The sequence below is a fragment of the Campylobacter sp. BCW_6871 genome (genome assembly GCF_001762325.1).
Classification (GTDB): domain Bacteria; phylum Campylobacterota; class Campylobacteria; order Campylobacterales; family Campylobacteraceae; genus Campylobacter_D; species Campylobacter_D jejuni.
Map to the genome: position 1 here is coordinate 49,168 of NZ_MJWQ01000018.1, position 20,709 is coordinate 69,876.

At 29.6% G+C, this 20,709-nt stretch carries 18 protein-coding genes and 1 tRNA gene; 5 read left to right on the forward strand and 14 right to left on the reverse strand.

All coding sequences use genetic code 11. The features are described 5' to 3' along the window. Window positions 1-31: 31 nt before the first annotated feature. The gene (gene rpoD / locus AJ930_RS01495) at window positions 32-1,900 is read left to right on the forward strand and encodes an RNA polymerase sigma factor RpoD (RefSeq protein ID WP_004305698.1); all 1,869 of its coding nucleotides are present in this window, start codon (window positions 32-34) and stop codon (window positions 1,898-1,900) included. A gap of 14 nt (window positions 1,901-1,914) precedes the next feature. On the opposite strand, the gene AJ930_RS01500 is transcribed toward rpoD, so the two are convergent. After that, the gene (locus tag AJ930_RS01500; RefSeq protein WP_002861738.1) at window positions 1,915-2,427 is read right to left on the reverse strand and encodes a SixA phosphatase family protein; all 513 of its coding nucleotides are present in this window, start codon (window positions 2,425-2,427) and stop codon (window positions 1,915-1,917) included. Continuing rightward, complete coding sequence (locus AJ930_RS01505; RefSeq protein ID WP_002853517.1) at window positions 2,424-2,942, reverse strand: rhomboid family intramembrane serine protease; 519 nt, start codon at window positions 2,940-2,942, stop codon at window positions 2,424-2,426. Before AJ930_RS01505 ends, AJ930_RS01500 begins: the two co-directional genes overlap by 4 nt. Before the next feature lie 97 nt (window positions 2,943-3,039). Here AJ930_RS01505 and AJ930_RS01510 point away from each other — a divergent pair, with 97 nt between their 5' ends. Next, window positions 3,040-3,456, forward strand: coding sequence for a PepSY-like domain-containing protein (locus AJ930_RS01510; RefSeq protein ID WP_002853760.1), 417 nt, complete (start codon window positions 3,040-3,042; stop codon window positions 3,454-3,456). Between the two features lie 7 nt (window positions 3,457-3,463). On the opposite strand, the gene AJ930_RS01515 is transcribed toward AJ930_RS01510, so the two are convergent. The 5 genes from AJ930_RS01515 to AJ930_RS01535 are packed head-to-tail and all read right to left on the reverse strand — an operon-like array spanning window position 3,464 to window position 10,394. Continuing rightward, a complete protein-coding gene (locus tag AJ930_RS01515; protein ID WP_070274729.1) occupies window positions 3,464-5,074 on the reverse strand; it encodes an AAA family ATPase in 1,611 nt (536 codons plus the stop codon). A gap of 3 nt (window positions 5,075-5,077) precedes the next feature. Next, window positions 5,078-6,328 carry a tRNA (N(6)-L-threonylcarbamoyladenosine(37)-C(2))-methylthiotransferase MtaB gene (mtaB, locus tag AJ930_RS01520; protein ID WP_002861742.1) on the reverse strand — a complete coding sequence of 417 codons (1,251 nt, stop codon included), beginning with the start codon at window positions 6,326-6,328 and terminating at the stop codon, window positions 5,078-5,080. Then, window positions 6,325-7,896 (reverse strand): mechanosensitive ion channel family protein, encoded by a 1,572-nt coding sequence (locus AJ930_RS01525; RefSeq protein ID WP_044793978.1) that lies wholly within the window; start codon window positions 7,894-7,896, stop codon window positions 6,325-6,327. The genes mtaB and AJ930_RS01525 overlap by 4 nt, the downstream gene beginning before the upstream one ends. Next, window positions 7,893-8,948 carry a 3-dehydroquinate synthase gene (gene aroB / locus AJ930_RS01530; RefSeq protein WP_053872347.1) on the reverse strand — a complete coding sequence of 352 codons (1,056 nt, stop codon included), beginning with the start codon at window positions 8,946-8,948 and terminating at the stop codon, window positions 7,893-7,895. Before aroB ends, AJ930_RS01525 begins: the two co-directional genes overlap by 4 nt. 45 nt (window positions 8,949-8,993) lie before the next feature. After that, complete coding sequence (locus AJ930_RS01535; protein ID WP_044779205.1) at window positions 8,994-10,394, reverse strand: COG3400 family protein; 1,401 nt, start codon at window positions 10,392-10,394, stop codon at window positions 8,994-8,996. A gap of 29 nt (window positions 10,395-10,423) precedes the next feature. On the opposite strand from AJ930_RS01535, the gene tgt reads away from it, so the two are divergent. From tgt to AJ930_RS01550, 3 genes are all read left to right on the forward strand, one after another. Next, the gene (tgt, locus tag AJ930_RS01540; RefSeq protein WP_053872348.1) at window positions 10,424-11,545 is read left to right on the forward strand and encodes a tRNA guanosine(34) transglycosylase Tgt; all 1,122 of its coding nucleotides are present in this window, start codon (window positions 10,424-10,426) and stop codon (window positions 11,543-11,545) included. A gap of 1 nt (window position 11,546) precedes the next feature. Next, the gene (locus AJ930_RS01545) at window positions 11,547-12,314 is read left to right on the forward strand and encodes a magnesium transporter CorA family protein (RefSeq protein ID WP_053872349.1); all 768 of its coding nucleotides are present in this window, start codon (window positions 11,547-11,549) and stop codon (window positions 12,312-12,314) included. Window positions 12,315-12,366: 52 nt separating this feature from the next. Beyond that, window positions 12,367-12,443, forward strand: a tRNA-Arg gene (locus tag AJ930_RS01550). Window positions 12,444-12,445: 2 nt separating this feature from the next. Here AJ930_RS01550 and AJ930_RS01555 read toward each other — a convergent pair. The 7 genes from AJ930_RS01555 to AJ930_RS01585 are packed head-to-tail and all read right to left on the reverse strand — an operon-like array spanning window position 12,446 to window position 20,699. Continuing rightward, window positions 12,446-12,895, reverse strand: a complete 450-nt coding sequence (locus AJ930_RS01555) for a hypothetical protein (RefSeq protein WP_074470042.1) — start codon at window positions 12,893-12,895, stop codon at window positions 12,446-12,448. A gap of 15 nt (window positions 12,896-12,910) precedes the next feature. Continuing rightward, window positions 12,911-16,156 carry a cytochrome c biogenesis protein gene (gene ccsA / locus AJ930_RS01560; RefSeq protein ID WP_070274730.1) on the reverse strand — a complete coding sequence of 1,082 codons (3,246 nt, stop codon included), beginning with the start codon at window positions 16,154-16,156 and terminating at the stop codon, window positions 12,911-12,913. 17 nt (window positions 16,157-16,173) lie between these two features. Then, window positions 16,174-16,869: an ABC transporter ATP-binding protein gene (locus tag AJ930_RS01565; RefSeq protein WP_002852965.1), complete on the reverse strand. Its 696-nt coding sequence runs from the start codon at window positions 16,867-16,869 to the stop codon at window positions 16,174-16,176. Beyond that, on the reverse strand, window positions 16,856-17,626 hold the full coding sequence (locus AJ930_RS01570; protein ID WP_053872352.1) for an ABC transporter ATP-binding protein: 771 nt from the start codon (window positions 17,624-17,626) through the stop codon (window positions 16,856-16,858). The genes AJ930_RS01565 and AJ930_RS01570 overlap by 14 nt, the downstream gene beginning before the upstream one ends. Further along, window positions 17,623-18,675: a branched-chain amino acid ABC transporter permease gene (locus AJ930_RS01575; protein ID WP_053872353.1), complete on the reverse strand. Its 1,053-nt coding sequence runs from the start codon at window positions 18,673-18,675 to the stop codon at window positions 17,623-17,625. The genes AJ930_RS01570 and AJ930_RS01575 overlap by 4 nt, the downstream gene beginning before the upstream one ends. Then, window positions 18,675-19,571 (reverse strand): branched-chain amino acid ABC transporter permease, encoded by an 897-nt coding sequence (locus AJ930_RS01580; RefSeq protein WP_002852952.1) that lies wholly within the window; start codon window positions 19,569-19,571, stop codon window positions 18,675-18,677. Before AJ930_RS01580 ends, AJ930_RS01575 begins: the two co-directional genes overlap by 1 nt. Before the next feature lie 18 nt (window positions 19,572-19,589). Next, complete coding sequence (locus AJ930_RS01585; protein WP_032603343.1) at window positions 19,590-20,699, reverse strand: ABC transporter substrate-binding protein; 1,110 nt, start codon at window positions 20,697-20,699, stop codon at window positions 19,590-19,592. Between the last annotated feature and the right edge of the window lie 10 nt (window positions 20,700-20,709).

Here is a 20,709-nt window from a genome sequence, read left to right on the forward strand (position 1 = left end):
CTAAAGCTTATATAAATTTCAAGGATAATCAATGAACGCCAAAACTCAAGAAGCTGAATTAGAAGAATTATTTCAAGAAAATGCAAAAGATTATATCACATATGAAAAATTGGTAAAATATCTTACAAAACAACCAAGTGCATCAACCGCTAAAAAAGTGCAAGCATTAGTGAAAAAACACAAAGTGCAACTTTTTTCAGCAGCTGAAATTGCACAAATGAAAAACATAGAAGATGCAAAAAGACTTCAAGAAGAAAAACAAAAACTCCAAGATACAAGCCTTGAGAACGAATTTGATTTAGCCAATGAAAACGATTTATTAGAATGGAGCAGATCAGACTCTCCTGTTCGTATGTATTTAAGAGAAATGGGGCAAATTGCTTTATTAAACAAAGATGAAGAAATTGAAATTTCTAAAAAAATAGAACTTGGTGAAGATATTATCATTGATGCTTTTTGTTCTGTACCTTATTTGATAGATTTTATTTTAGATTATAAAGAACCTTTAATAAACAGAGAAAGAAGAGTAAAAGAATTATTTAAAAGCTTTGACGATGAAGAAAAAAATGATGATAAACTTGATGAACTTGATATAGACGAAGATGAAGAAAACGAAACAGAATTAGAAACAGATGAAGAAAATACTAAAAAAAACAGCAAAAAAGAAGATGAAAGAACTTTAAAAGTTATAGAAAAATTTAAAGCTCTAGAAAAAGCTAAAAAAGATTGGCTAAAAACATCCAAAGACAAGGAAAGTGGAGATGAGCTTTTAGATAAATTAAGCATTGCATTCAAAAAAAATATTTTAAAAGAAAAATTAATGGATCTAGGCCCTACTTCAAAACTTATTAGTGAAATCGTAAAATCAATGGAAACTGCACTAAAAAGTGATGAAGAATTTGACAAAGAACTTAAGCGTTTAGAATACCGCTTACCTATGTTTTCTGATGAACTTAAAAAACGCCATGCAGATATTTTAAAAGATATTACAAAATTGAGCAAAGAAGAAATCACAGAGCGAGCTTTAGAAACAACCATGGTAAGCACTTATATGGAAATTAAAAAACTATTTCAAACTAAAGAAGCTAGTGAAAAAAGCTTTGATCTTGAAAAATCACGTTTAAAAGAAATTTTAGAGCAAATTAAACGCGGTAAAAAAATCTCTGATGAAGCAAAAGGAAGAATGGCAAAATCAAACTTGCGTCTTGTTGTAAGCATAGCTAAACGCTACACAAATCGTGGTCTACCTTTCTTAGATCTTATTCAAGAAGGAAATATAGGTTTAATGAAAGCTGTGGATAAGTTTGAATACAAAAGGGGTTATAAATTTTCCACTTATGCAACTTGGTGGATCAGACAAGCTATTTCAAGGGCTATAGCTGACCAAGCAAGAACCATAAGAATTCCAATCCACATGATAGAAACCATCAATCAAATTAACAAAATTATCCGCGAACATCTACAAAAAGATGGAAAAGAACCTGATGTCAGTGTTATAGCTAAAGAAGTAGGTTTAAGCGTAGATAAGGTTAAACAAGTTATTAAAATCACAAAAGAACCAATTTCTCTTGAAGCTCCAATAGGAAATGAAGATGATGGTAAATTTGGAGATTTTGTTGAAGATAGAAATTCACTTTCTCCAATGGATCATATCTTAAAGGATGATTTAAAAGAACAAATTGATGAAGTTTTAGATCAATTAAACGATAGAGAAAAAGCGGTAATTCGTATGCGTTTTGGTTTAATGGATGATGAAAGTGATAGAACTTTAGAGGAAATTGGAAAAGAGCTTAATGTCACTCGAGAAAGAGTGAGACAAATAGAAAGTTCAGCTATAAAAAAACTCAAACACCCTAAAGTAGGAAGAAAACTAAAAAATTATATTGAAGGTTGGAAGTAAGAGTCAATCTCTTGCTAAAAACCCAAATCTTTTTCTTCTTTTAACTTGCGCACATGTTCAAAAAAAACTAATTTTCCGCTATGTTTTTTTAAATTTTTAAATTCCTTAATATCAAATTCTAAACACAAGATAGAAGAAGTTGGAAAAGAAGCTAAACATAGCGAGCTTAATAACTCTCCAAGCTCCATTAAACCAGGATTATGACCCACTAAAAATACTTCGTTAAACTCATCATCAATATCTTGCAGAATTTTTAGCAAATTTTCAACATTACAAAGATACAATCTTTCATCAAAACAAATTTTATTTTTATCAAAATTATAAAATTTGGCTATTTTTTTCGCTGTTTTAGCGGTTCTAACAGCAGGACTTGATAGCACCAAATCAGGATGAATTTCATGTAAGGCAAGATTTTTAAAAAGTTTTTTTAAATCTTCCTTTCCACTCTTAGTAAGTTTTCTTTCAAAATCATCGATATCTCCTCTCTTACTTGCTTTTGCATGTCTTATAATATAAATTTTTTTCATTTTACCTCTTTTATTTTAGCTAAAATATAACCACACATAAACCCGAAAATATGACCATACCAAGCAACATTTACCCCCATAAGCAATGGCGCAAAACTCATAAGTAAAATTGCCACTATAAGTCCTTTTGTGCTATTTTTATCAAGAACAGCATAAAAGCCCATTAAAACACAAATTGCACCACTAGCGCCTATGACATTTATATTTTCTCCGAAATATTTAAAATCAAAATACACATAAAAAACACTTAAAAGTGAACACAACAATCCGCCAATAAAATAAATAAAAATAAAACGCAAAGCACCTAAATAAGTTTCTAATATACGCCCAAATTGAAACAAAACTATCATATTTAATATAAGATGAGTTAAATTTCCATGTAAAAACATTGAACTTAAAAGTTGCCAATAAGCTCCATTAAAAAATAAAATATTCAAACCAAGGATATTATAATAATCATAAGAAATCAAAAAATAACATAAAATATTTAAAAAAATTAAAAAAATTGTAAGCAAAGTATAAAACCTTTATTTTTTATAATATTGTCTTAAAATTCACATAAAATTCACATAAATTCTTTACAATTTTACTAAAAAATAATTAGGAAAAATATTGAAAATTAAATTTTTAAGTATTATTACTATTTTAAGTTTATCTTTAAATGCTGATATAATAATTTCTGCTGATAATTTGCCAAGTGTTTCTAAAGAATTTTTACAACATAATTTCAAAGCACCCATAGGGATCGTACAAAAAGACAAAAATTCCTATGAAGTCTATCTTAGCGATGGGACAGAACTTGAATTTGACATAGATGGAGCTTGGAAGGAAATTGAAAATAAAGCCTTTCCTTTTGATCTAGATTTTTTACCTCAAAATTTAGCCAATATCATTAAAAACGAATTTCCAAATATAAAAGCTAGAGAAATCGAAAGAAAAATCAATCATTACAAGATTAAACTTGATAACGATGTAAAAATTCTTATAGATTTTAATGGAACTATCTTGCACAAAGAAATTGATGATTAAAATATAATCAAACCTGCATTATATTTTTAACATCATCATGTTCTATCTTTTCTTTTTCAAGCAAAAGCTCTGATAATTTTAAAATTTTATCCTTCATAGAATTTAAAAATTCATCCATTTCTTTTTTTTGTTCATTTAAATTTGGCTCTTCTAACATATCAAAACTCAACATATAATCAAGCAATTCTTTAATCTTTAAAAAATCATCTTGCGAGTTAGTATAACTTTCATTATAAATCAATCTCATAGCTCTAGAACCAGCCAAATAAACTTTTATACGATTGATAAGCTCTGATTTTGATCTTATATTATGCTCATATTCTTTAAAACGATCTTCAATGAGAGTGATTTTTTCAAATCCTATGTCAAAATAATACGCACTCAAAGCTTTTGCAGCCTGATAAGTGGCTTGAATTTTCTTCTCTTCATCATTAAAACTTAAAATCTTTTTCTTGCCTAAAAGAACTTTATTTAATACAGCATAAAAATCACTTTCCTCGACTAAAGCACTATTTCTTCTTAAAGCATTAATTGCTGCTTCATTGACCAAAGTTTCAAGCCCTGCTCCACTAAAACCTACGCTTGCTTTGGCGATTTTATTTAAATTGACATTATTGTTTTTATCTTTCATATAAATTTCTAAAATTTTAAGTCTATCCTTAAAATCAGGCAAAGATAAAAAAATTCTCCTATCAAAACGCCCAGAACGCAATAAAGCAGGATCCATAAGTTCGATTTTATTTGTCGCAGCTATAACTATAACCCCACTATTATCCTCAAAACCATCCATTTGAGTTAAAAGTTGATTTAAAGTGCTATCTCTTTCAACATTTGACATTTCTCCTCTTGCCTTACCTACAGCATCTATTTCATCGATAAAAACTATACTAGGAGCCATCATTTTAGCTTTTGAAAAAAGCTCTCTAACTCTTTTTGCACCCATACCTACATAAATTTCAACAAAACTTGAACCGCTTTGATAAAAAAATGGCACCCCTGCTTCTCCTGCAACTGCTTTTGCTATCAATGTTTTTCCTACACCAGGTGGGCCTACCATTAAAACACCTTTTGGCATTTTTACACCAAATTCTTTATATTTTTTAGGATTTTGTAAAAAATCTACAAGTTCGCTTAGTTCCATTTTAACTTCATCAACACCTGCTACATCATTAAAAGTAATATCTGAAATCACAGGTTTTATATGAGAACTTTCTAAATTAATATTTGAATTTTGAGCTTGAATGTGATTCTTATTTGATATAGGATATTTAGCCAATTCTTTTTTACGGGCAAAATAACCAAGACTTATAAAAAGTGCGATAATAAAAACAAGTAAAATAAAAAACACCCAAAGCGTGTTATCTTTTTTAACCTCTATAGGAACTTTTGCTAAAAGTGTTTTTATATCTATGCCATCTTTTATAATTACGTAATTTTCACCTTCTGCCTTAAGCCAAATTTCGTCTTTATCAATCACAGCTTTTTGGATTAAATTTTGGCTTAATAGACTTTGATAAAGATTTTCATCTATATATTTAGGTTCATTTTTAAAATATAAAATTCCCAAAAGCATACATAAAACCATAAAAGATGCTAAAATTATCTTTTTATTTTTCATTATCTAGCCTTTTAAAATTGCAAAGTTAGACTTTTCTTGCACTTCATATTCAGATATAACAATCCATTCTTTAGCTATATCTTTATCACTTTTAATTTTGATCTTGTTAAAAAACTGATCATAACCCTCAAAAAAACCATCTTTTTGATTTTCTATCAAAACTTCAAGTGAAACTTGATTTTTTTTCCTAAATTCATAATTATTTTTTTCTACTATGGATTTTAAAGTGTTTAGCCTTTCTTTAGCTAAAGTTCCATTTATCACATCCTTCATGGTAGCAGAATGCGTGTTGTTTCTAGGACTAAAAATAAAAGCATGAATATGAGTGAGTGGAAATTCTTTAAATTTTTTCAAAGCTTCTTGCCATAGCTCTTCACTCTCACCTGGATGAGCTACTATAAAATCCGTCCCTAAAGCATATCCTTTGCTTGCTATAGTATTAAAAAGCTTTAAATCATTATCCGTATGCGATCTTCTTCGCATTATACGAAGCATTTTTTCACTTGTATGCTGCAATGCAATATGTAAATGCCTTTCAAGCCAAGTTTCATCTAAAATTTCTAAAAAACTCTCATCAATTTGTGCGGGTTCTAAACTACCTAACCTTATGCGTTTTATACCTGAAATTTGTCCCATTTTCCGCAAAAGCTTGCCTAAACTTGTGCCATTTTTAAGCCCATATGAACCTATATTAGTCCCTGTTAAAACAATTTCACTATAACCATTAGCTCCCAAAATTTCAACCTGTTTTAAAAGAGCTTTTTCATCCACACTTCTTGATTTTCCCCTCACGCTAGGGATAATACAATAAGAACAAGCAAAATCACAACCTTCTTGAATTTTCACAAAAGCTTTGGTATGATTTTCATATTCACAAACTATATCTTTATCAATAAAATTTAAATTTCCAAGTTCATAAAAACTTGTCTTTGCTCCTAAAAATTCATTGATTTTATCTTTATTTGACGCTCCAAGCACTCCAAAAACTTGCTTTTTATCTAAAAGCTCCTTACCTTTGCTTACAGCACCACAACCTGTAAGTATAACTTTAATGCCTTTTTTTTGCATGGTATTTACATAAGACTTTATCCCGCTATCAGCTCCATTTGTAACCGTGCAAGAATTTACAACGATAATTTGTGCTTTATTCTCATCATTTATAATCTCATAATCTTTTACATAACTTTTTAAAAGCTCTGTATCATAAATATTTGTGCGACACCCAAAGGTTTTAAAAAAAACTTTTTCTTTCAATCTTTATTCCTTGCATGAAAATGCATATTTTCATGATGTTGTTCAAAATGATTTTGATTTAAATTTCCCAAATATAAATTTTGCGATGGATAAGCAATTTTTATATCTTTATGCTTATTAAATTCTTTTATAATCTCTTTGCTAATCGTACTTCTTAATACCAAAGCCGCATAAGCATTGGTCATATACCATGCAGAAATTCGCATTCCCCAATGTTCAAAAAACATAAAAAACCTTGGCTCCACTTTAGGATTTTTAATACTATATTCATGTTGTAAACGAGCTATATTTTTTCTAGCAAGCTCAGTATAACCTTTGGCATGGCGTGTAACAATATTTTCCACAATTTCTTGCGCCTTATCAAGATTACTATCAAAAGTAACACTTATATCAATGCCATCAAGCACGGTTTTCATACCATGATGAGTATAATTAGCAAGCAAATTTGTAAAAACATAGTTGTTAGGAATAAATATAATACGTCCGCTGCGACGATGTTTACTATAAGTTTCAAGCGTAAGCTCTTCATAAAGAGTAATGCGTAAAAAAGAAATATCTATAATATCTCCTATATAGGTAGTATCATTTTGAAAAACCTTTACACGATCTCCTACTCTAAAACTTCCACCAAAAATAATCACACACCATCCAAGCATAGACATAAACATATCTTTCATAGCAATAGCTAAGCCTGCAGAAGCAAAACCAAGTATAGTTACAAGATAAGTAATATTTTCTATATAAGCAAAGAGCAAAATAAGAAAAATAATATTTATATTAATAAAATTAATAATCTTCGTAGCGGTATAATATCTTTCACTATCTTTAATATATTTTTTAGCAATAAATTTCAACATAAAAGCTATAGCTATAACAATAACAATAGCAACAAGTATATTTACAGCCCTTAAGCTTTGAATTTTAATCTCAGCACTTACTCGAGAAAGCTCTTCATCAATTTTTTTCTCATAAACAGAATAAGAAACACTAGCAAAATTTAAAGCTTGCTCAAATTCTTCTAATTTTTTATCCGAAGCTTTTAAAGCTTCTATATTCTCAACACTTGGTTTAAGCTCAACCAATTCTTTAAGTTCTGAGTTTTTTTCTCTAATTTTATCTACTAAATTTTTAAAATCATTAAATTTAAATATATATTCTTCCTTTTCTCCTTTTAATTTCTTAATATGAGAAAAAGCTCCTATAATAGCCAAAGGATTAGTAAGCTTAGATAAAGTTTCTATATTATCAGGGGCGCTAAGACTTTGTGCAAAATTTAAATCTTTGTATTCTTTAAGCAAGCTCAATTGCTCTTCTAAATTTGCTATCTTGCGTTTAAGTTCTTCTTGTTGGTGAATATCGGAAGTCTTTTTTAAATTAAGATTTAAAATGATTAATTCATCATTTATATCTTGATATTTTATAAAATTTTCATAACGTATATTCCAAATACTAGCACTGATTACAGTATTTAAAGTATTAATTTTCTCATTTATATTATTAATAATAGTCCGATTTACATCACCAAAAGCAAAAACAACAAAAAAGGTTAAAATAATAATTTTTTTCATTGGAATTCTCTTAAAGTTGCAATTATATCTTCTTTAGAAATATCACCTTTTATCAAACCCTTACCCAAAGGACTAGCAAGAACAAAATTGATTTTTTTATTAGAGCTTTTTTTATCCATGAAAAAAGCTTCATAAAATTCATCTACATTGTTGATTTTATATGATATTGGTAAACTGAATTTAAGTAAAATATCTTTTATTTTTTGACTTTGCATTTTATCCAAAAGCCTTAAATTTAAAGCCAATTGATTTGCCATAACCATACCTATAGCCACCGCTTCTCCGTGTAAATAAAGCTTATAATCTGTAAAATTTTCTATAACATGAGCAAAAGTATGACCATAATTTAAAAGCATTCTAAGCCCTGATTCTTTTTCATCTTGTTCAACAACCCTTGATTTAAGTTCTATGCTTCTTGCTATAATTTGAGTAAAAATTTCATTCTCACAAGTAGCATTTAAGAAACTTTTTTCATCAATTTTTTCTATAAAATCAAGTATACTATCATCAAACATTGTTGCCATTTTAATAAATTCAGCCATGCCTGCAGCAAGTTCTCTAGAACTCAAAGTCTTTAAAAAAGAACTCTCACAATATACAGCTTTAGGTTGATAAAAAGTGCCAATAAGATTTTTACCAAAATTATTATTAACACCTGTTTTTCCACCTACTGCTGCATCAACGCAAGCTAAAAGTGTAGTAGGAATATTTATAAAATCAATACCTCTTTGATAAATACTAGCAGCAAATCCGCCCATATCACTAATCACGCCACCACCAAAACTTATAAGCACGCTTTTTCTATCCAATTTAGAATTAAACATTTGGTTTAAAATTTCTTCTATGGTGCTTAAATTTTTATATTCTTCACCATCTTTTACAGTAGCAATAAAAATTTCTTTTGCCTTAATTTTAGAAAGTAATGTTTTCAAATGAAGACCTGAAATCTTAGGATTTGAAAGTATAAAAACCTTACTATCAAATTCTAATTCTTCAAGTTCATCAATATAAACCTTATAAGCATTTTCTTTTAACTTAACTTCTACTTGCATTGAACTACTCTTTTTGTATTTATTCTATCACATTTAATTAATTATTTATTCTACTGGTATGAAAAGTTGATAATTTTGTCTCATTTTATAATAATGCCTATTTAAATTTGTACTTAAATTTCTGCCAAAATCTCTATTTAGTAATTCTTTTTGAAAACTCACAAATTGTAACAAATCTTCGCGATATTGTAAATTTAAAAGAGGGTTTTCATCATTTTTATTAATAATTTGTATATTTTTATCATAAAGCTTAGATAAACTTCTAAAATACTCCTCCATATCTGTAGTATTTTGAGAATTTGGATTATAATAATATAAAATAACTCCAAAATCAAGCTGTTTACTTAAATCAGTAATGACATTTGCATTGTTTTCAAGTTCACTCTCATCGGCACTTAAAATAATCGCTTCTTTAAGCTCATCAAAAGAAGCTTCACCCACCTTCATAATAGGAATTTTTAAATCAAAAAAAGCTTGTTTTTCTTTCTCAAAATTTTTTATATCAGTTACAACTAATCCTATATCATTATTTTGCAACCATGTGGAAATTTGTTTAAAATCCGTGTTGAAATAATCAAAAAACACACCTTCTTTATCCTCAGAAAGTTTTTTTAATTTTTCATACATTACCCCTAATTTAGGATTGATAACATGTATAAAAAATCTTTTTGCATTGCTTTTTTGAGTTAATTTTAAAGTAGTATCAAGCACTCTTTCTTGCATATTTTGATTCATATTTTTCATATCAATTAAAGCAAAAACATTACTTCCAAAAGGTATAGGAAATTGTCCTGCTTTGCCTCTTATATTATGAAAAATACTTTGTAAAACAACAGGATCTCCAACGATCAAAATGCTATCATTTGGCTCTAAAACAAAAGATGGTTTTACAAAATAAATCTTAGAATTTCTATAAACAAGGACTATACGCCACCTTTTTTGTTGTATTGAACTTATGTGCCTATAAGCAAAAATAGACCCTGCTGGAATTTTTACTTCCATAATCTCTCCAACCCCAAGTCCTATATATTGAGCTGTTAAAGCAATATCTGGTAAAAAATCCATAAATCTACGGCTTAAAGTCATTCTAGCATCAGCTAAATTTACATGAGTATCATTAACACTTAACCCCCAAAAATCCATTATTTCTATTTCTAAATTTGGATTTAAAGAACGCAAAGCCTCATAACTTTTTTTAGTTTCAAATTCATCTTGCATATAAATAAAAGCCTGTTTAAAATCTTTACTCATAATATTTTCAAGACGCGCTGTGCTTGTAGGATCAAAATAATGCAAGTCAATATACTCACTAGAAATATTTAAGTTATTTTTTTCACTATTTTGACACACTACTGTAAAAAAGTAACCTAAGCCTTTTTCAAAACAAAGCCTTTCTAAGAAATGCTTTGCTAAAATACCGTCTATTATAATTAAAATATTATTCATTTTAAACTCCAAAAAGGAAATTATAACAAATGGAATTTAAATTAAAGCATAAAGATGGAATGGCAAGGGTTTGTGAAATCACTACCGCACACAGCACTTTTTTAACCCCTGTTTTTATGCCTGTTGGCACAGTAGGAGCGGTTAAAAGTCTTGATGCTAATGATATAAAAAACGAGCTTGATGCAAAAATTATTTTAGCAAATACCTACCACATGTACTTGCGTCCAACTTCCAAAGTGGTAAAAGATTTTGGAGGTTTGCATGGTTTTACGAAATTTGATAGAAGTTTTTTAACCGATAGTGGTGGTTTTCAAGCTTTTTCTTTAAGTAAAAATTCCAAACATTTTAATGAAGGCATAGAATTTAAAAGTCACATCGATGGGAGTCGTCATCTTTTTACTCCAAAAAGTGTTTTAAATACTCAATATGATTTTAACTCTGATATTATGATGATTTTAGATGATTTAGTAGCTCTACCCGCAACCAAAGAAAGGGTTAAAATTTCTGTTGATCGTACTATATTTTGGGCAAAAGAGGCTATTGCTTATCATAAAAGTATGCAAAATAAAGGTATAGGTATAGGGCAAAATATTTTTGGTATTATCCAAGGTGGTACAAATTATGAAGAAAGAAAGCGTTGTGCTTTAAGTTTAAACGAAATGCCATTTGATGGTTTAGCTATAGGTGGGCTTAGCGTGGGCGAAGAAAACGCCTTGATGTATGAAACAGTACAAAACTTAAACCCTTATCTAGATGAAAATCGTCCAAGATATTTAATGGGTGTAGGAACGCCTGAAGATTTAGTAGAAAATGTTGAGCGAGGAGTAGATATGTTTGACTGCGTGATGCCAACTAGAAATGCAAGAAATGGAACATTTTTCACAAGTTTTGGAAAATTTAATATTAAAAAAGCAGAATTTATCAACGATCATGAAGCTATAGATCCTATTTGCTCATGTTATACTTGTCGTAATTTTTCAAGGGGTTATTTGAACCATCTTTTTAAAGCTAAAGAACTTACTTTTTTTCGCTTGGCAAGTTTGCACAATCTACATTATTATCTTGAACTTGCAAGAAAGATGCGTGAAGCAATTTTGAATAATTCTTTTACGCAATTTAAAAGAAATTTTTATCACTTAAGAGGCAAATAAAATGCTAGAACTACATGAAAATCTAAAAAAAATCCTGCAAGCAAAGAATTTAGAAACTTTCTATAGTGAAATTTATGGACAAAAAATTTTTGTTTACGTGGGATTAAATTTGGAAACTTGGCTTTTTAATGATGAAAAAATTTATAAACTTCAAGATGAAAAATTTAAGCTTTCTAGCATAGAAGAATTTTCAAATTTTATTAAATCCATTTTAGAAGATTTTAAAGTACAAAATACTCATTTTCAAAACCTTTTAGAACACAAAGAAGGTATTATCTTAAAAGGTGGTTTTGTTAAAAATTTTTACAAAAAATCCTTTGTGTTAAGACAAAAAATCAACAAAAATCTAAAGCAAATTAATCTTCTAAGCGAAGCTTTCAATCTTTTGCTTAGTGAACAAGCACAATACAAAAAACATTTAAAAATTTTAAATTTATCCATCAGCATCTTAAGTAAAAACACCAAAGAACATCTAACAAGAGTTGATACTCTTTATACATTAACAAGTGCAATTAAAAATGAAAAAATGAATAAAAGTATTTATCTTTTAAGTATACTTTCTTCTATTTTCTTACCTTTAAATTTGATCGTAGGATTTTTTGGAATGAATACTAATAATCTTTTTTTTAAAGATAGCCCTTATGGTACACTTTATATTTTTTCTTTGATTTGCTGTATTTTGATTGTGGGTTTTATATTTTATCATTCAAAAAAGACTAAAGAATTTGATTTAGATGAAGGTAAAAAAGCCAAAAAACAAACAAAATAAGCAAAATTTTGCTTATTTTAAGAATATTTATATATAATTTTAACTTATTTTTGCGCTCATAGCTCAGCTGGATAGAGCATTTGATTGCGGTTCAAAAGGCCAGAGGTTCGAATCCTCTTGAGCGCACCATATTATTTATCTTCTTTAATTTTTCTTTTAGCTAATCCCATATGCTCGTAAGCATCAATTTCTTTTTTGTAAGATCCAGAAATTTTCTTAAGTTCTTTATTTAAGTAACTGACTGTTTGTGCACTTGCATTAATATTTGCAGCCAAAGCAGAAACAAATTCTAGTTTCTTTTTTGTTGCTTCATCTAATTCTTTAGAAGTTTTTGAACCAAGTTTATGTGTCTGCACATAAAGTTTGGCAAGTTCTTTTAATTCAACATCTGTTAGCTTAACATCGGAAGCAGCAATTATCATTTTATCTAAGTCTGTATCAAATTTTTTAGTCTTTTCAGCTACATGCTGCTTTTGGCTAGTTTTTTGCTTTTTAACTGTTTTTTTGCCATCACTTGTAATAAGATAAGCAATTATGCCTAAAAACAATAAAAGCGCTAAAGCAGCACAAAAAATAACCAAAAAAATATGGCTCATTTAAAGTTTGCCCACAAAATTTCGATTCCTTCTTGCAAAAAGAGCTAAAACCACCATCAACGCAAATCCCCAATAAACATAATTAGGAATTTGAGCCGCTTCGCCTGCAGCGTAAGAATGAAGTCCTGTTAAAAAGTAATTTACTCCAAAATAAGTCATAATAATAACCCAATAAGCAAACATACTCCATAAAGCAAACACAAATTGATTGCAATATTTTGGAATCATTCTAAGATGCAAAATTGCTGCATAAACCAAAATGCTAACCAAAGCCCAAGTTTCCTTAGAATCCCAACTCCAATATCTCCCCCAACTTTCATTTGCCCAAATTGCACCTAAAAAATTTCCTACAGTAAGCAAACAAAGTCCAAAAATCATTGCCATTTCATTAATTCTTGTAGCCTCTGTAATATTTCTCAAAATATTAAGATTATATTTTCCATCTTTCTTAAGAAAACACATTAAGAACAGTGTAAAGATACCAAGTAAGGCACAAAGTCCTAAAAATCCATAACTAGCAGTAATAACAGATACATGAATACTAAGCCAATAAGAATTGAGCACAGGAACAAGATTTGTAATTTGCGGATTCATTTCGCTTAAATGTGCAACCATTAATACAACACCGGATAAAATAGAAGTTAATGACAAGGCTATAGGACTTTTTCTAGAGAAAAATATACCCGACAAAGACAATGCCCAAGCTATATACACCATACTTTCATAGCCATTACTCCATGGAGCATGACCTGATAAATAAGCACGAAGTCCAAGACCTAATGTATGAATTACAAAAGCTAAAACATTTAAAACATATACCACTTTAAATATAAAAGAGATTTTTAAATTCGGTATGACCATTTTAGAAAAAACAAGAATCAAAAGTAAAAAACCCGCAATTAAATATACAGGAGCGAGTTTAACGAAAATTTCAGCCTTATTAGAAAAAATTTCCATTTCAACCTTGGTTTTACTAGGCATGACTTTATATCCTATTTTTTCTTGATATTCTTTGATAAATTTCAAGCCTTCATCAGCTCTAGTCCAATTGCCATCTTTAAAAGCATTTTCCACGGCACTAAAATAATTCTGTATTAAAGCCCAAACAATATGCCCTTCATCCCCCTTAAGAGTAGTTACAGCAGAAAAAGGTGCAAGCCAAACATTATTTGGATTATTTTGAACAGGAATAAATTTAAATAATTCACCACTAAAAACTAAATTTACAACATTAGCTCTTTCATCTAGTTTTATAATTTCCTTATCAAAAACTCCTCTTGCATTTGGGTTTTTACGATTTGCATTTTCAACATATTTTTGAAGTTTATAGCGATTATTCTCATCAAAGAAATCTTTATAAGAAATATATTTAGCGCTAGGAATTTCTAAAATATTTGCAATAGCATCACGAACTGCTTGATTTTGTGGCATTAAAATAAAAGGTTCCATTTGCCATTTATTTACATCAACAAGCATGGAAAGCATAACAGCGTTAGAATTTTGACCCTTATAGCTATCGCTTTGATGAATTTTTTCTAAAATTTCTCTTGATAGCGTATCAAAAGGCACCATTCTTCCATCTGCTGATTTTTGAACTATTAAAGTAGCAAGAGCTTTAGCATGATTAGTATTTACCACAGGTAAGGTTGAATTTAAATCTTGAGCAAAAGTCTTTTCAGAACCAAAAGATAGCAATAAAATAAAAATAATCACACTTGTATGTTTTAAAGTGTCTTTATTGATTAATCTTGCCAAAGTTCTAAATCTAGAATGAGGATTTAAAAAATTCATAAACATTCCAAGACAAAGCAAAAAATAACCTATATAAGTTGGTATTTTGCCTGGATCTTTATTTACAGATAAAACAGTCCCTTTTTCATCTTGATCATAAGAACTTTGATAAAATCTATAGCCATCATAATCTAAAACATTATTCATAAAAATTCTATAATCAAAATTTTCATTATTATTTTTTACAGTAATTTCACTTGCATAAGAAGCTGGAGACATAGAACCTGGATAACGATCTAATACAAAATCTCTTAAATAAATATCAAAAGGCAATTGTTCATAAGAAAGTGCCCAAGAAATAAAGAATTTTTGACCTGCAAGTTCTATTATAATAGGTTTATTATATTCAAAAATATAAAATTCTTTACTTTCATTTTTATAGCTTAATTCTAATTTTAAAGCATTAGAGCCAGTTAATTCTAAGTTTTTATTCTCATTGCTTAAAGCAAAATCTTTAAAATGTAATAATAAAGAATTTTTCCAATTTTGAGGCTCGCCAAAAGTAGAAATCAACATAGTTCTACCCACTTCTAACCAAGCAGATTTAAACCATAACCAAAAACTTTCATCTTGAGGTCTATTGGAGCCTTCTAAAGCTTCTTGCGCATGCAAAGAAGCAGCTTTAACTACAAAACTAATATCATTAATTTCATAAAGCCTTCTTTCCTTAGCATTTGCCTTTTCTCCAATTTTAAGGTCTAAATTTTGTCCATCTAACATACTTAAAAAATGTAAGTTTTCACTTGAACTTAAAGTTAAATTTTCATCAATTTTTACAAAAGGTGCTTTAACATTATCATTCATAAAAGCAAAGTTAACCCCTTCTATATTCTTAACTTCACCTTTTTCAAATTTAACATCAACACCTTGAGATCCTTTTTGAGAAAGCATCAAAACCAATAAAGGATCAGAATTATTATTTTCTTTATAAGTATAATGAGCATTTAAAATTAAATCTTTATATTTTAATACAGCTTGATCATCACCTAAATTAAGTTTTAGTTTAAAAGAATTAGCAAAAGGCAAATTTCCTATATAACGATCATTAACCGCACTATAGCGTTCTCCATCTTTTATAGCAGCAATACGCAAAGAAGTCTTAGAACTTTCTATAAGTGAATTTTGAGTATGCTCTCTAATAGGTAAAATACCTTCAAAACCAGCATATCTTGTCATTGCAGAACCCACTAAAATAAATAAAAAAGAAATATGAAAAATCATTAAAGGCAATTTTTTAAGCCCAAACATTTTATAACGAAACATCCCGCATAGTAAATTAATACCAAGTAAAAGTTGTATATATTCAAACCAAAAAGTATCATAAACCATTGCCCAAGCCGTAGGAGTTCCATAAGCACTTTCAATAAAAGTTGCCAAAGCACAAAAAAGCGCGAAAAGCAAAAACAATACAACCGAAACTCTTAAATCCCCTATGCTTTTTATTATATTTTTCATTCTTTTTCCTTTAAATTTTAAAGCCCTAAATATTTCTTTCTAATCTCATCATCACCTATTAAATTTTTAGCCTCGTTTTCCATTACAATGCGACCATTTTCCAAAACATAAGCATAATCACTTATTTTTAATGCAGAATAAGCATTTTGCTCTACCAAAAGAATAGTTATACCCTCTTCTTTTAAACGCACAATAATATCAAAAACTTCGCCCACAATCTTTGGAGCAAGTCCCAAAGAAGGCTCATCCAACATCAAAAGTTTTGGTTCGCTCATTAAAGCCCTTGAAATCGCAAGCATTTGCGCTTCCCCTCCACTCAATGTTCCAGCTAAAGCATGCTTTTTGCTTGCAAGTCTTGGAAAAAGTTTATACATTTGCTCTCTTAAATGCTCATAATTTTCAGCATTATTAAAAGCACCTATTTTTAAATTTTCCTCTACGCTTAAATTGATAAAAACACGCCTTCCTTCAGGAACTAAAGCTATACCTTTTTGAACTAAAGTATGAGTTAAATGTCTTTTAGTATCATAACCTAAGAAATTAACCTCACCAGTTCTTTTAACTGAATTTAAAAGCGCATTTAAAGTTGAAGTTTTACCTGCTCCATTTGAACCTATAAGAGAAACAATATGACCTGTTTCCACTTTAAAATCAATCCCTTTAACAGCTTCAATTAATCCATAATAAACATGCAAATCTTTAACTATTAGCATCAAAATCCCCTAAATACGCAGCAATTACTTCTTTATGATTTACAGCATCGCAAAGTTTACCTTCAAAAATTGTTTTTCCATAATCAAGCACCAATACGCGATCACACAATTTATTTACAAATTTCATATCATGCTCTATAAGTAAAACGCTAATTTTATAATCTTTTCGTAATTTAAAAATGAGCTCAGCAAGTTCATCGCTCTCAGAGCTATTCATCCCAGCGGCTGGCTCATCAAGCAATAATAATCTTGGCCGAGTAGCCATTGCTCTTGCAATCTCAACTTTTCTTTGTTGTCCATAACTTAAGCTAGTAGCCTTTTCATGAGCAAATTCTGCAATACCAAGTTCTTCTAATATTGCATAAGCCTTCTCTTTAAATACTTGTTCTATTTTTCCAAAACGTCCTAAATGCAAAAAGGCTTCAAAAATATTATATTTCATTTGTTTATTAAAACCAATAAGAACATTTTCAAGCACATTCATACTTGAAAAAAGTCTAATATTTTGAAATGTTCTAGCTATTCCTAAATGCACAATTTTATGAGGTTTTAAGTGATCAATTCTTTCTCCTAGAAATTCAACCGAACCTGAACTAGGTTTATAGTTACCTGTTATAATATTAAAAAGAGTTGTTTTACCAGCCCCGTTAGGTCCAATTAAAGCAAAAATTTCACCCTCATTGATTTTAAAAGAAGTTTCATTGATAGCCCTAACACTACCAAAACTTTTTGAAATTTGTTTTAGTTCCAAAATCATTTTTTACTCCTTTTAAAACGCTTTTTAATCCCTCTAATCACATCACTCAACTCGTAATAACCCATTATGCCTTTTCTTGCAAAAAGCATTACTAAAATCAGAACAATAGAAAAAACAACCATTCTAAGTCCTGGTGTTGATTGGATATCAAGATTTAAAGAATCTATTTTTATATTTAACTCATCTAAAAATCTAAGCCACTCGCTTCCACCAATAACCAATATCGCACCTATGATAGCACCTGTAGTAGAACCAAGTCCACCCAAAACAATAATAATCAAAAGCTGGAAAGTAAGTAAAAAATCAAATTGAGTTGGAGATACGGTAGTCAACAGACAAGCTAAAAGTCCACCACCTACACCTTCTAAAAATGCTGAAGTGCCAAAAGCTAAAGTTTTTATCCAAAAAGTATTTATTCCCATGGCACTTGCAGCATCTTCATCATCTCTTATAGCCTTCATTGCACGACCATATTTAGAATAAATTATATTTAAAATTAAAATAACCGCTACAATAGCAATACCACCTGTCCAATAGATCGTGGAGAATTGTGGAATATCTACCAGTCCTCTTGAGCCATTAGTAATAGAAGGAAAATTAATAGCAGCTATTTTAATAATTATTCCAAAGCCTAAAGTTACAATAGCTAAATAATCCCCTCTCACGCGAAATACAGCAAAAGCTAAAATCAGGGCAAGCAAAGATGAACAAATTCCAGCTACAATTAAAGCTAGAATAAAGGAATTTGAATGGATAGCTAAAATAAAAGAACTAGGACCATCTAAAAAAAACTGATCATTTTTTGCATCAGCACTTAAAAGAACTAAAGCAGCTGCATAAGCTCCAATCGCAACAAATCCATTGGGTTCTAGTGAAAATTGTCCAGTTACACCATTAATAAGGTTGTAACTCACAGCCAAAATAATAAAAATAGCAATTTGATTAACAATGTTTAATCCATAGTCCCCAAAAATATAAGGAGAAATGAAAATAAAAATAATTGAAGCAATTAAAAAGATTAAATGTGAAACCTTAATTTTAACCATCATTAAAACCTACTCTTTTCAAAATTTATACCTAAAATTCCCGTAGGCCTAAATAACAATATAAACACCAAAAAAATAAAAGCAAATGCATCTTTAAAGCCTGATAAATCTGGAAAAAAAGCCACAACAACAACTTCAGTAAATCCTATAATAAGTCCACCCAAAACTGCACCTACTACAGAACCTATACCTCCTAAAACGGCAGCAGCAAAAGCTTTCAAACCTATTAAAGTTCCCATAGTAGGTTCAACAGAGTAATAATTTGCAGCCCAAAAAACACCCCCAACTGCTGCCAAAGCTGAACCTAGGGCAAAAACTATAGCAATAATACGATTTGCATCTATACCCATTAAATTTACTGTTTGTATATCAAATGCCAAAGCACGAATAGCTATACCATATTTGCTTTTATACAAAATCCATAACACTGCTATTAAAATAACAAATGTAAGAGCAGGAACCATTAAAGAACCATAAGTTGTTATCACTCCACCAAAATTAACACTTTCCTCAAAATAACTTGGCGGTGTAAAAGTTCTAGGTGTTGAAGTAAAAAGCATATTAAAAAGATTTTGCAAGAAAAAACTAATACCGATTGCTGTAATCAACAATGAAATTCTAGGAGCCTGTCTTAAAGGTTTATAAGCGATTCTATCTGTAGCTATTCCAACACAGGCAGCAAAAATCATTGCCAAAGACAAAGCTCCTAGAAAAGGAACATTTAGATTAGTCATGCAAAAAAGAGCTGCATAAGCACCAACCATCATAATATCGCCGTGAGCAAAATTAATAAGTCTTAACACGCCATAAACCATAGTATAACCAACAGCAATAAGAGCATACATACTACCCAAACTAAGCCCATTAACAAGTTGTTGTAAAAATAAAGTAGAATCCATAATCTTTCTATTTTTCCTTTAAGGATTGATAATATCTTTATAATTTTGCTTTTGATTTTTAATTTCTTTAACCACTACAGAACGAGTTGCATTTCCTGTTTGATCAATGCTAATAACACCAGAAACACCTTGATAATTTTTAGTTTGGTGAATTTTTTCATTGACGCACTTACTAGTAAGATTATCAACGCAAGCATTCATAGCATTTAGCATTACAAAATACGCATCAGCACCCATAGCCGAAAAATTTGGAACTTCTTTTGTTCCTTTAGCTTTTTCATAAACACTGATAAATTCTTTGCTTAATTTTGTAGTTGGATTATTAGCATCAAAACTATCTGTGAAAATATAACCCTCGCTTGCATCTCCAGCTAAACTAATAAAAGTTTGATCAGCAACTCCATCTGCAGAACCCATAGGAATATTTAAACCTGCGAGTTTTGATTGTCTTGCAAATAAAGAAGCTTCGCTATAATAAAGCGGTAAAAAAATAAATTCTGGATTTAAACTTTTAACTTGAGCTACAATAGCTCTAAAATCTTTATCACCTGAATTAACTCTTAAAATTCTAAGAATTTGACCACCATTAGACTTGTACTGTTTTTCAAAAGCTTTTGCTAAACCTAAGGAATAGTCAGTGCTTTGGTCTGCTACAATAACAGCACTTTTGTAATTAAGTTTTGAAAAAACATATTTTGCTAAAGATGAACCTTGAAAACTGTCCATAAAACATACTCGAGAAGAATATATTTTTTTATCAAGCAATCTATCGCCAGTTGCAGCAGGAGCGATCAATGGAATTTTATTATCTTCTGCTACGCGCATAACTTGCAATGTATTAGCAGTAACCATTTCCCCTATAAGACCTATAACTTTATCTTGAGAAACTAAACGATTTGCTCCACTCGAAGATTCTAATTTATCACCTTTAGTATCAATAATAGCAAGAGAAACCTTATCTCCATTACTTAAAGTTGATTGCATTGAATTTGCAAGTTTAATCCCTTCTAGTGCACTTTGTCCATATGCTGCAGTAGCTCCGCTAAGTGGTAAAACAACTCCTATTTTGACTTCCGCAGCGCTTAAACTTAAACTTAGAATACTTGCTAAAATTAAACTTTTTTTCATTCTCTACCTT

Excerpts from the sequence above, each read along its gene's own strand:
- rpoD (WP_004305698.1), top strand. The coding sequence starts at position 32 with ATGAACGCCAAAACTCAAGAAGCTGAATTAGAAGAATTATTTCAAGAA.
- AJ930_RS01500 (WP_002861738.1), bottom strand. The coding sequence starts at position 2,427 with ATGAAAAAAATTTATATTATAAGACATGCAAAAGCAAGTAAGAGAGGA.
- AJ930_RS01515 (WP_070274729.1), bottom strand. The coding sequence starts at position 5,074 with ATGAAAAATAAAAAGATAATTTTAGCATCTTTTATGGTTTTATGTATG.
- AJ930_RS01525 (WP_044793978.1), bottom strand. The coding sequence starts at position 7,896 with ATGAAAAAAATTATTATTTTAACCTTTTTTGTTGTTTTTGCTTTTGGT.
- aroB (WP_053872347.1), bottom strand. The coding sequence starts at position 8,948 with ATGCAAGTAGAAGTTAAGTTAAAAGAAAATGCTTATAAGGTTTATATT.
- AJ930_RS01535 (WP_044779205.1), bottom strand. The coding sequence starts at position 10,394 with ATGAATAATATTTTAATTATAATAGACGGTATTTTAGCAAAGCATTTC.
- tgt (WP_053872348.1), top strand. The coding sequence starts at position 10,424 with ATGGAATTTAAATTAAAGCATAAAGATGGAATGGCAAGGGTTTGTGAA.
- AJ930_RS01545 (WP_053872349.1), top strand. The coding sequence starts at position 11,547 with ATGCTAGAACTACATGAAAATCTAAAAAAAATCCTGCAAGCAAAGAAT.
- ccsA (WP_070274730.1), bottom strand. The coding sequence starts at position 16,156 with ATGAAAAATATAATAAAAAGCATAGGGGATTTAAGAGTTTCGGTTGTA.
- AJ930_RS01565 (WP_002852965.1), bottom strand. The coding sequence starts at position 16,869 with ATGCTAATAGTTAAAGATTTGCATGTTTATTATGGATTAATTGAAGCT.
- AJ930_RS01570 (WP_053872352.1), bottom strand. The coding sequence starts at position 17,626 with ATGATTTTGGAACTAAAACAAATTTCAAAAAGTTTTGGTAGTGTTAGG.
- AJ930_RS01575 (WP_053872353.1), bottom strand. The coding sequence starts at position 18,675 with ATGATGGTTAAAATTAAGGTTTCACATTTAATCTTTTTAATTGCTTCA.
- AJ930_RS01580 (WP_002852952.1), bottom strand. The coding sequence starts at position 19,571 with ATGGATTCTACTTTATTTTTACAACAACTTGTTAATGGGCTTAGTTTG.
- AJ930_RS01585 (WP_032603343.1), bottom strand. The coding sequence starts at position 20,699 with ATGAAAAAAAGTTTAATTTTAGCAAGTATTCTAAGTTTAAGTTTAAGC.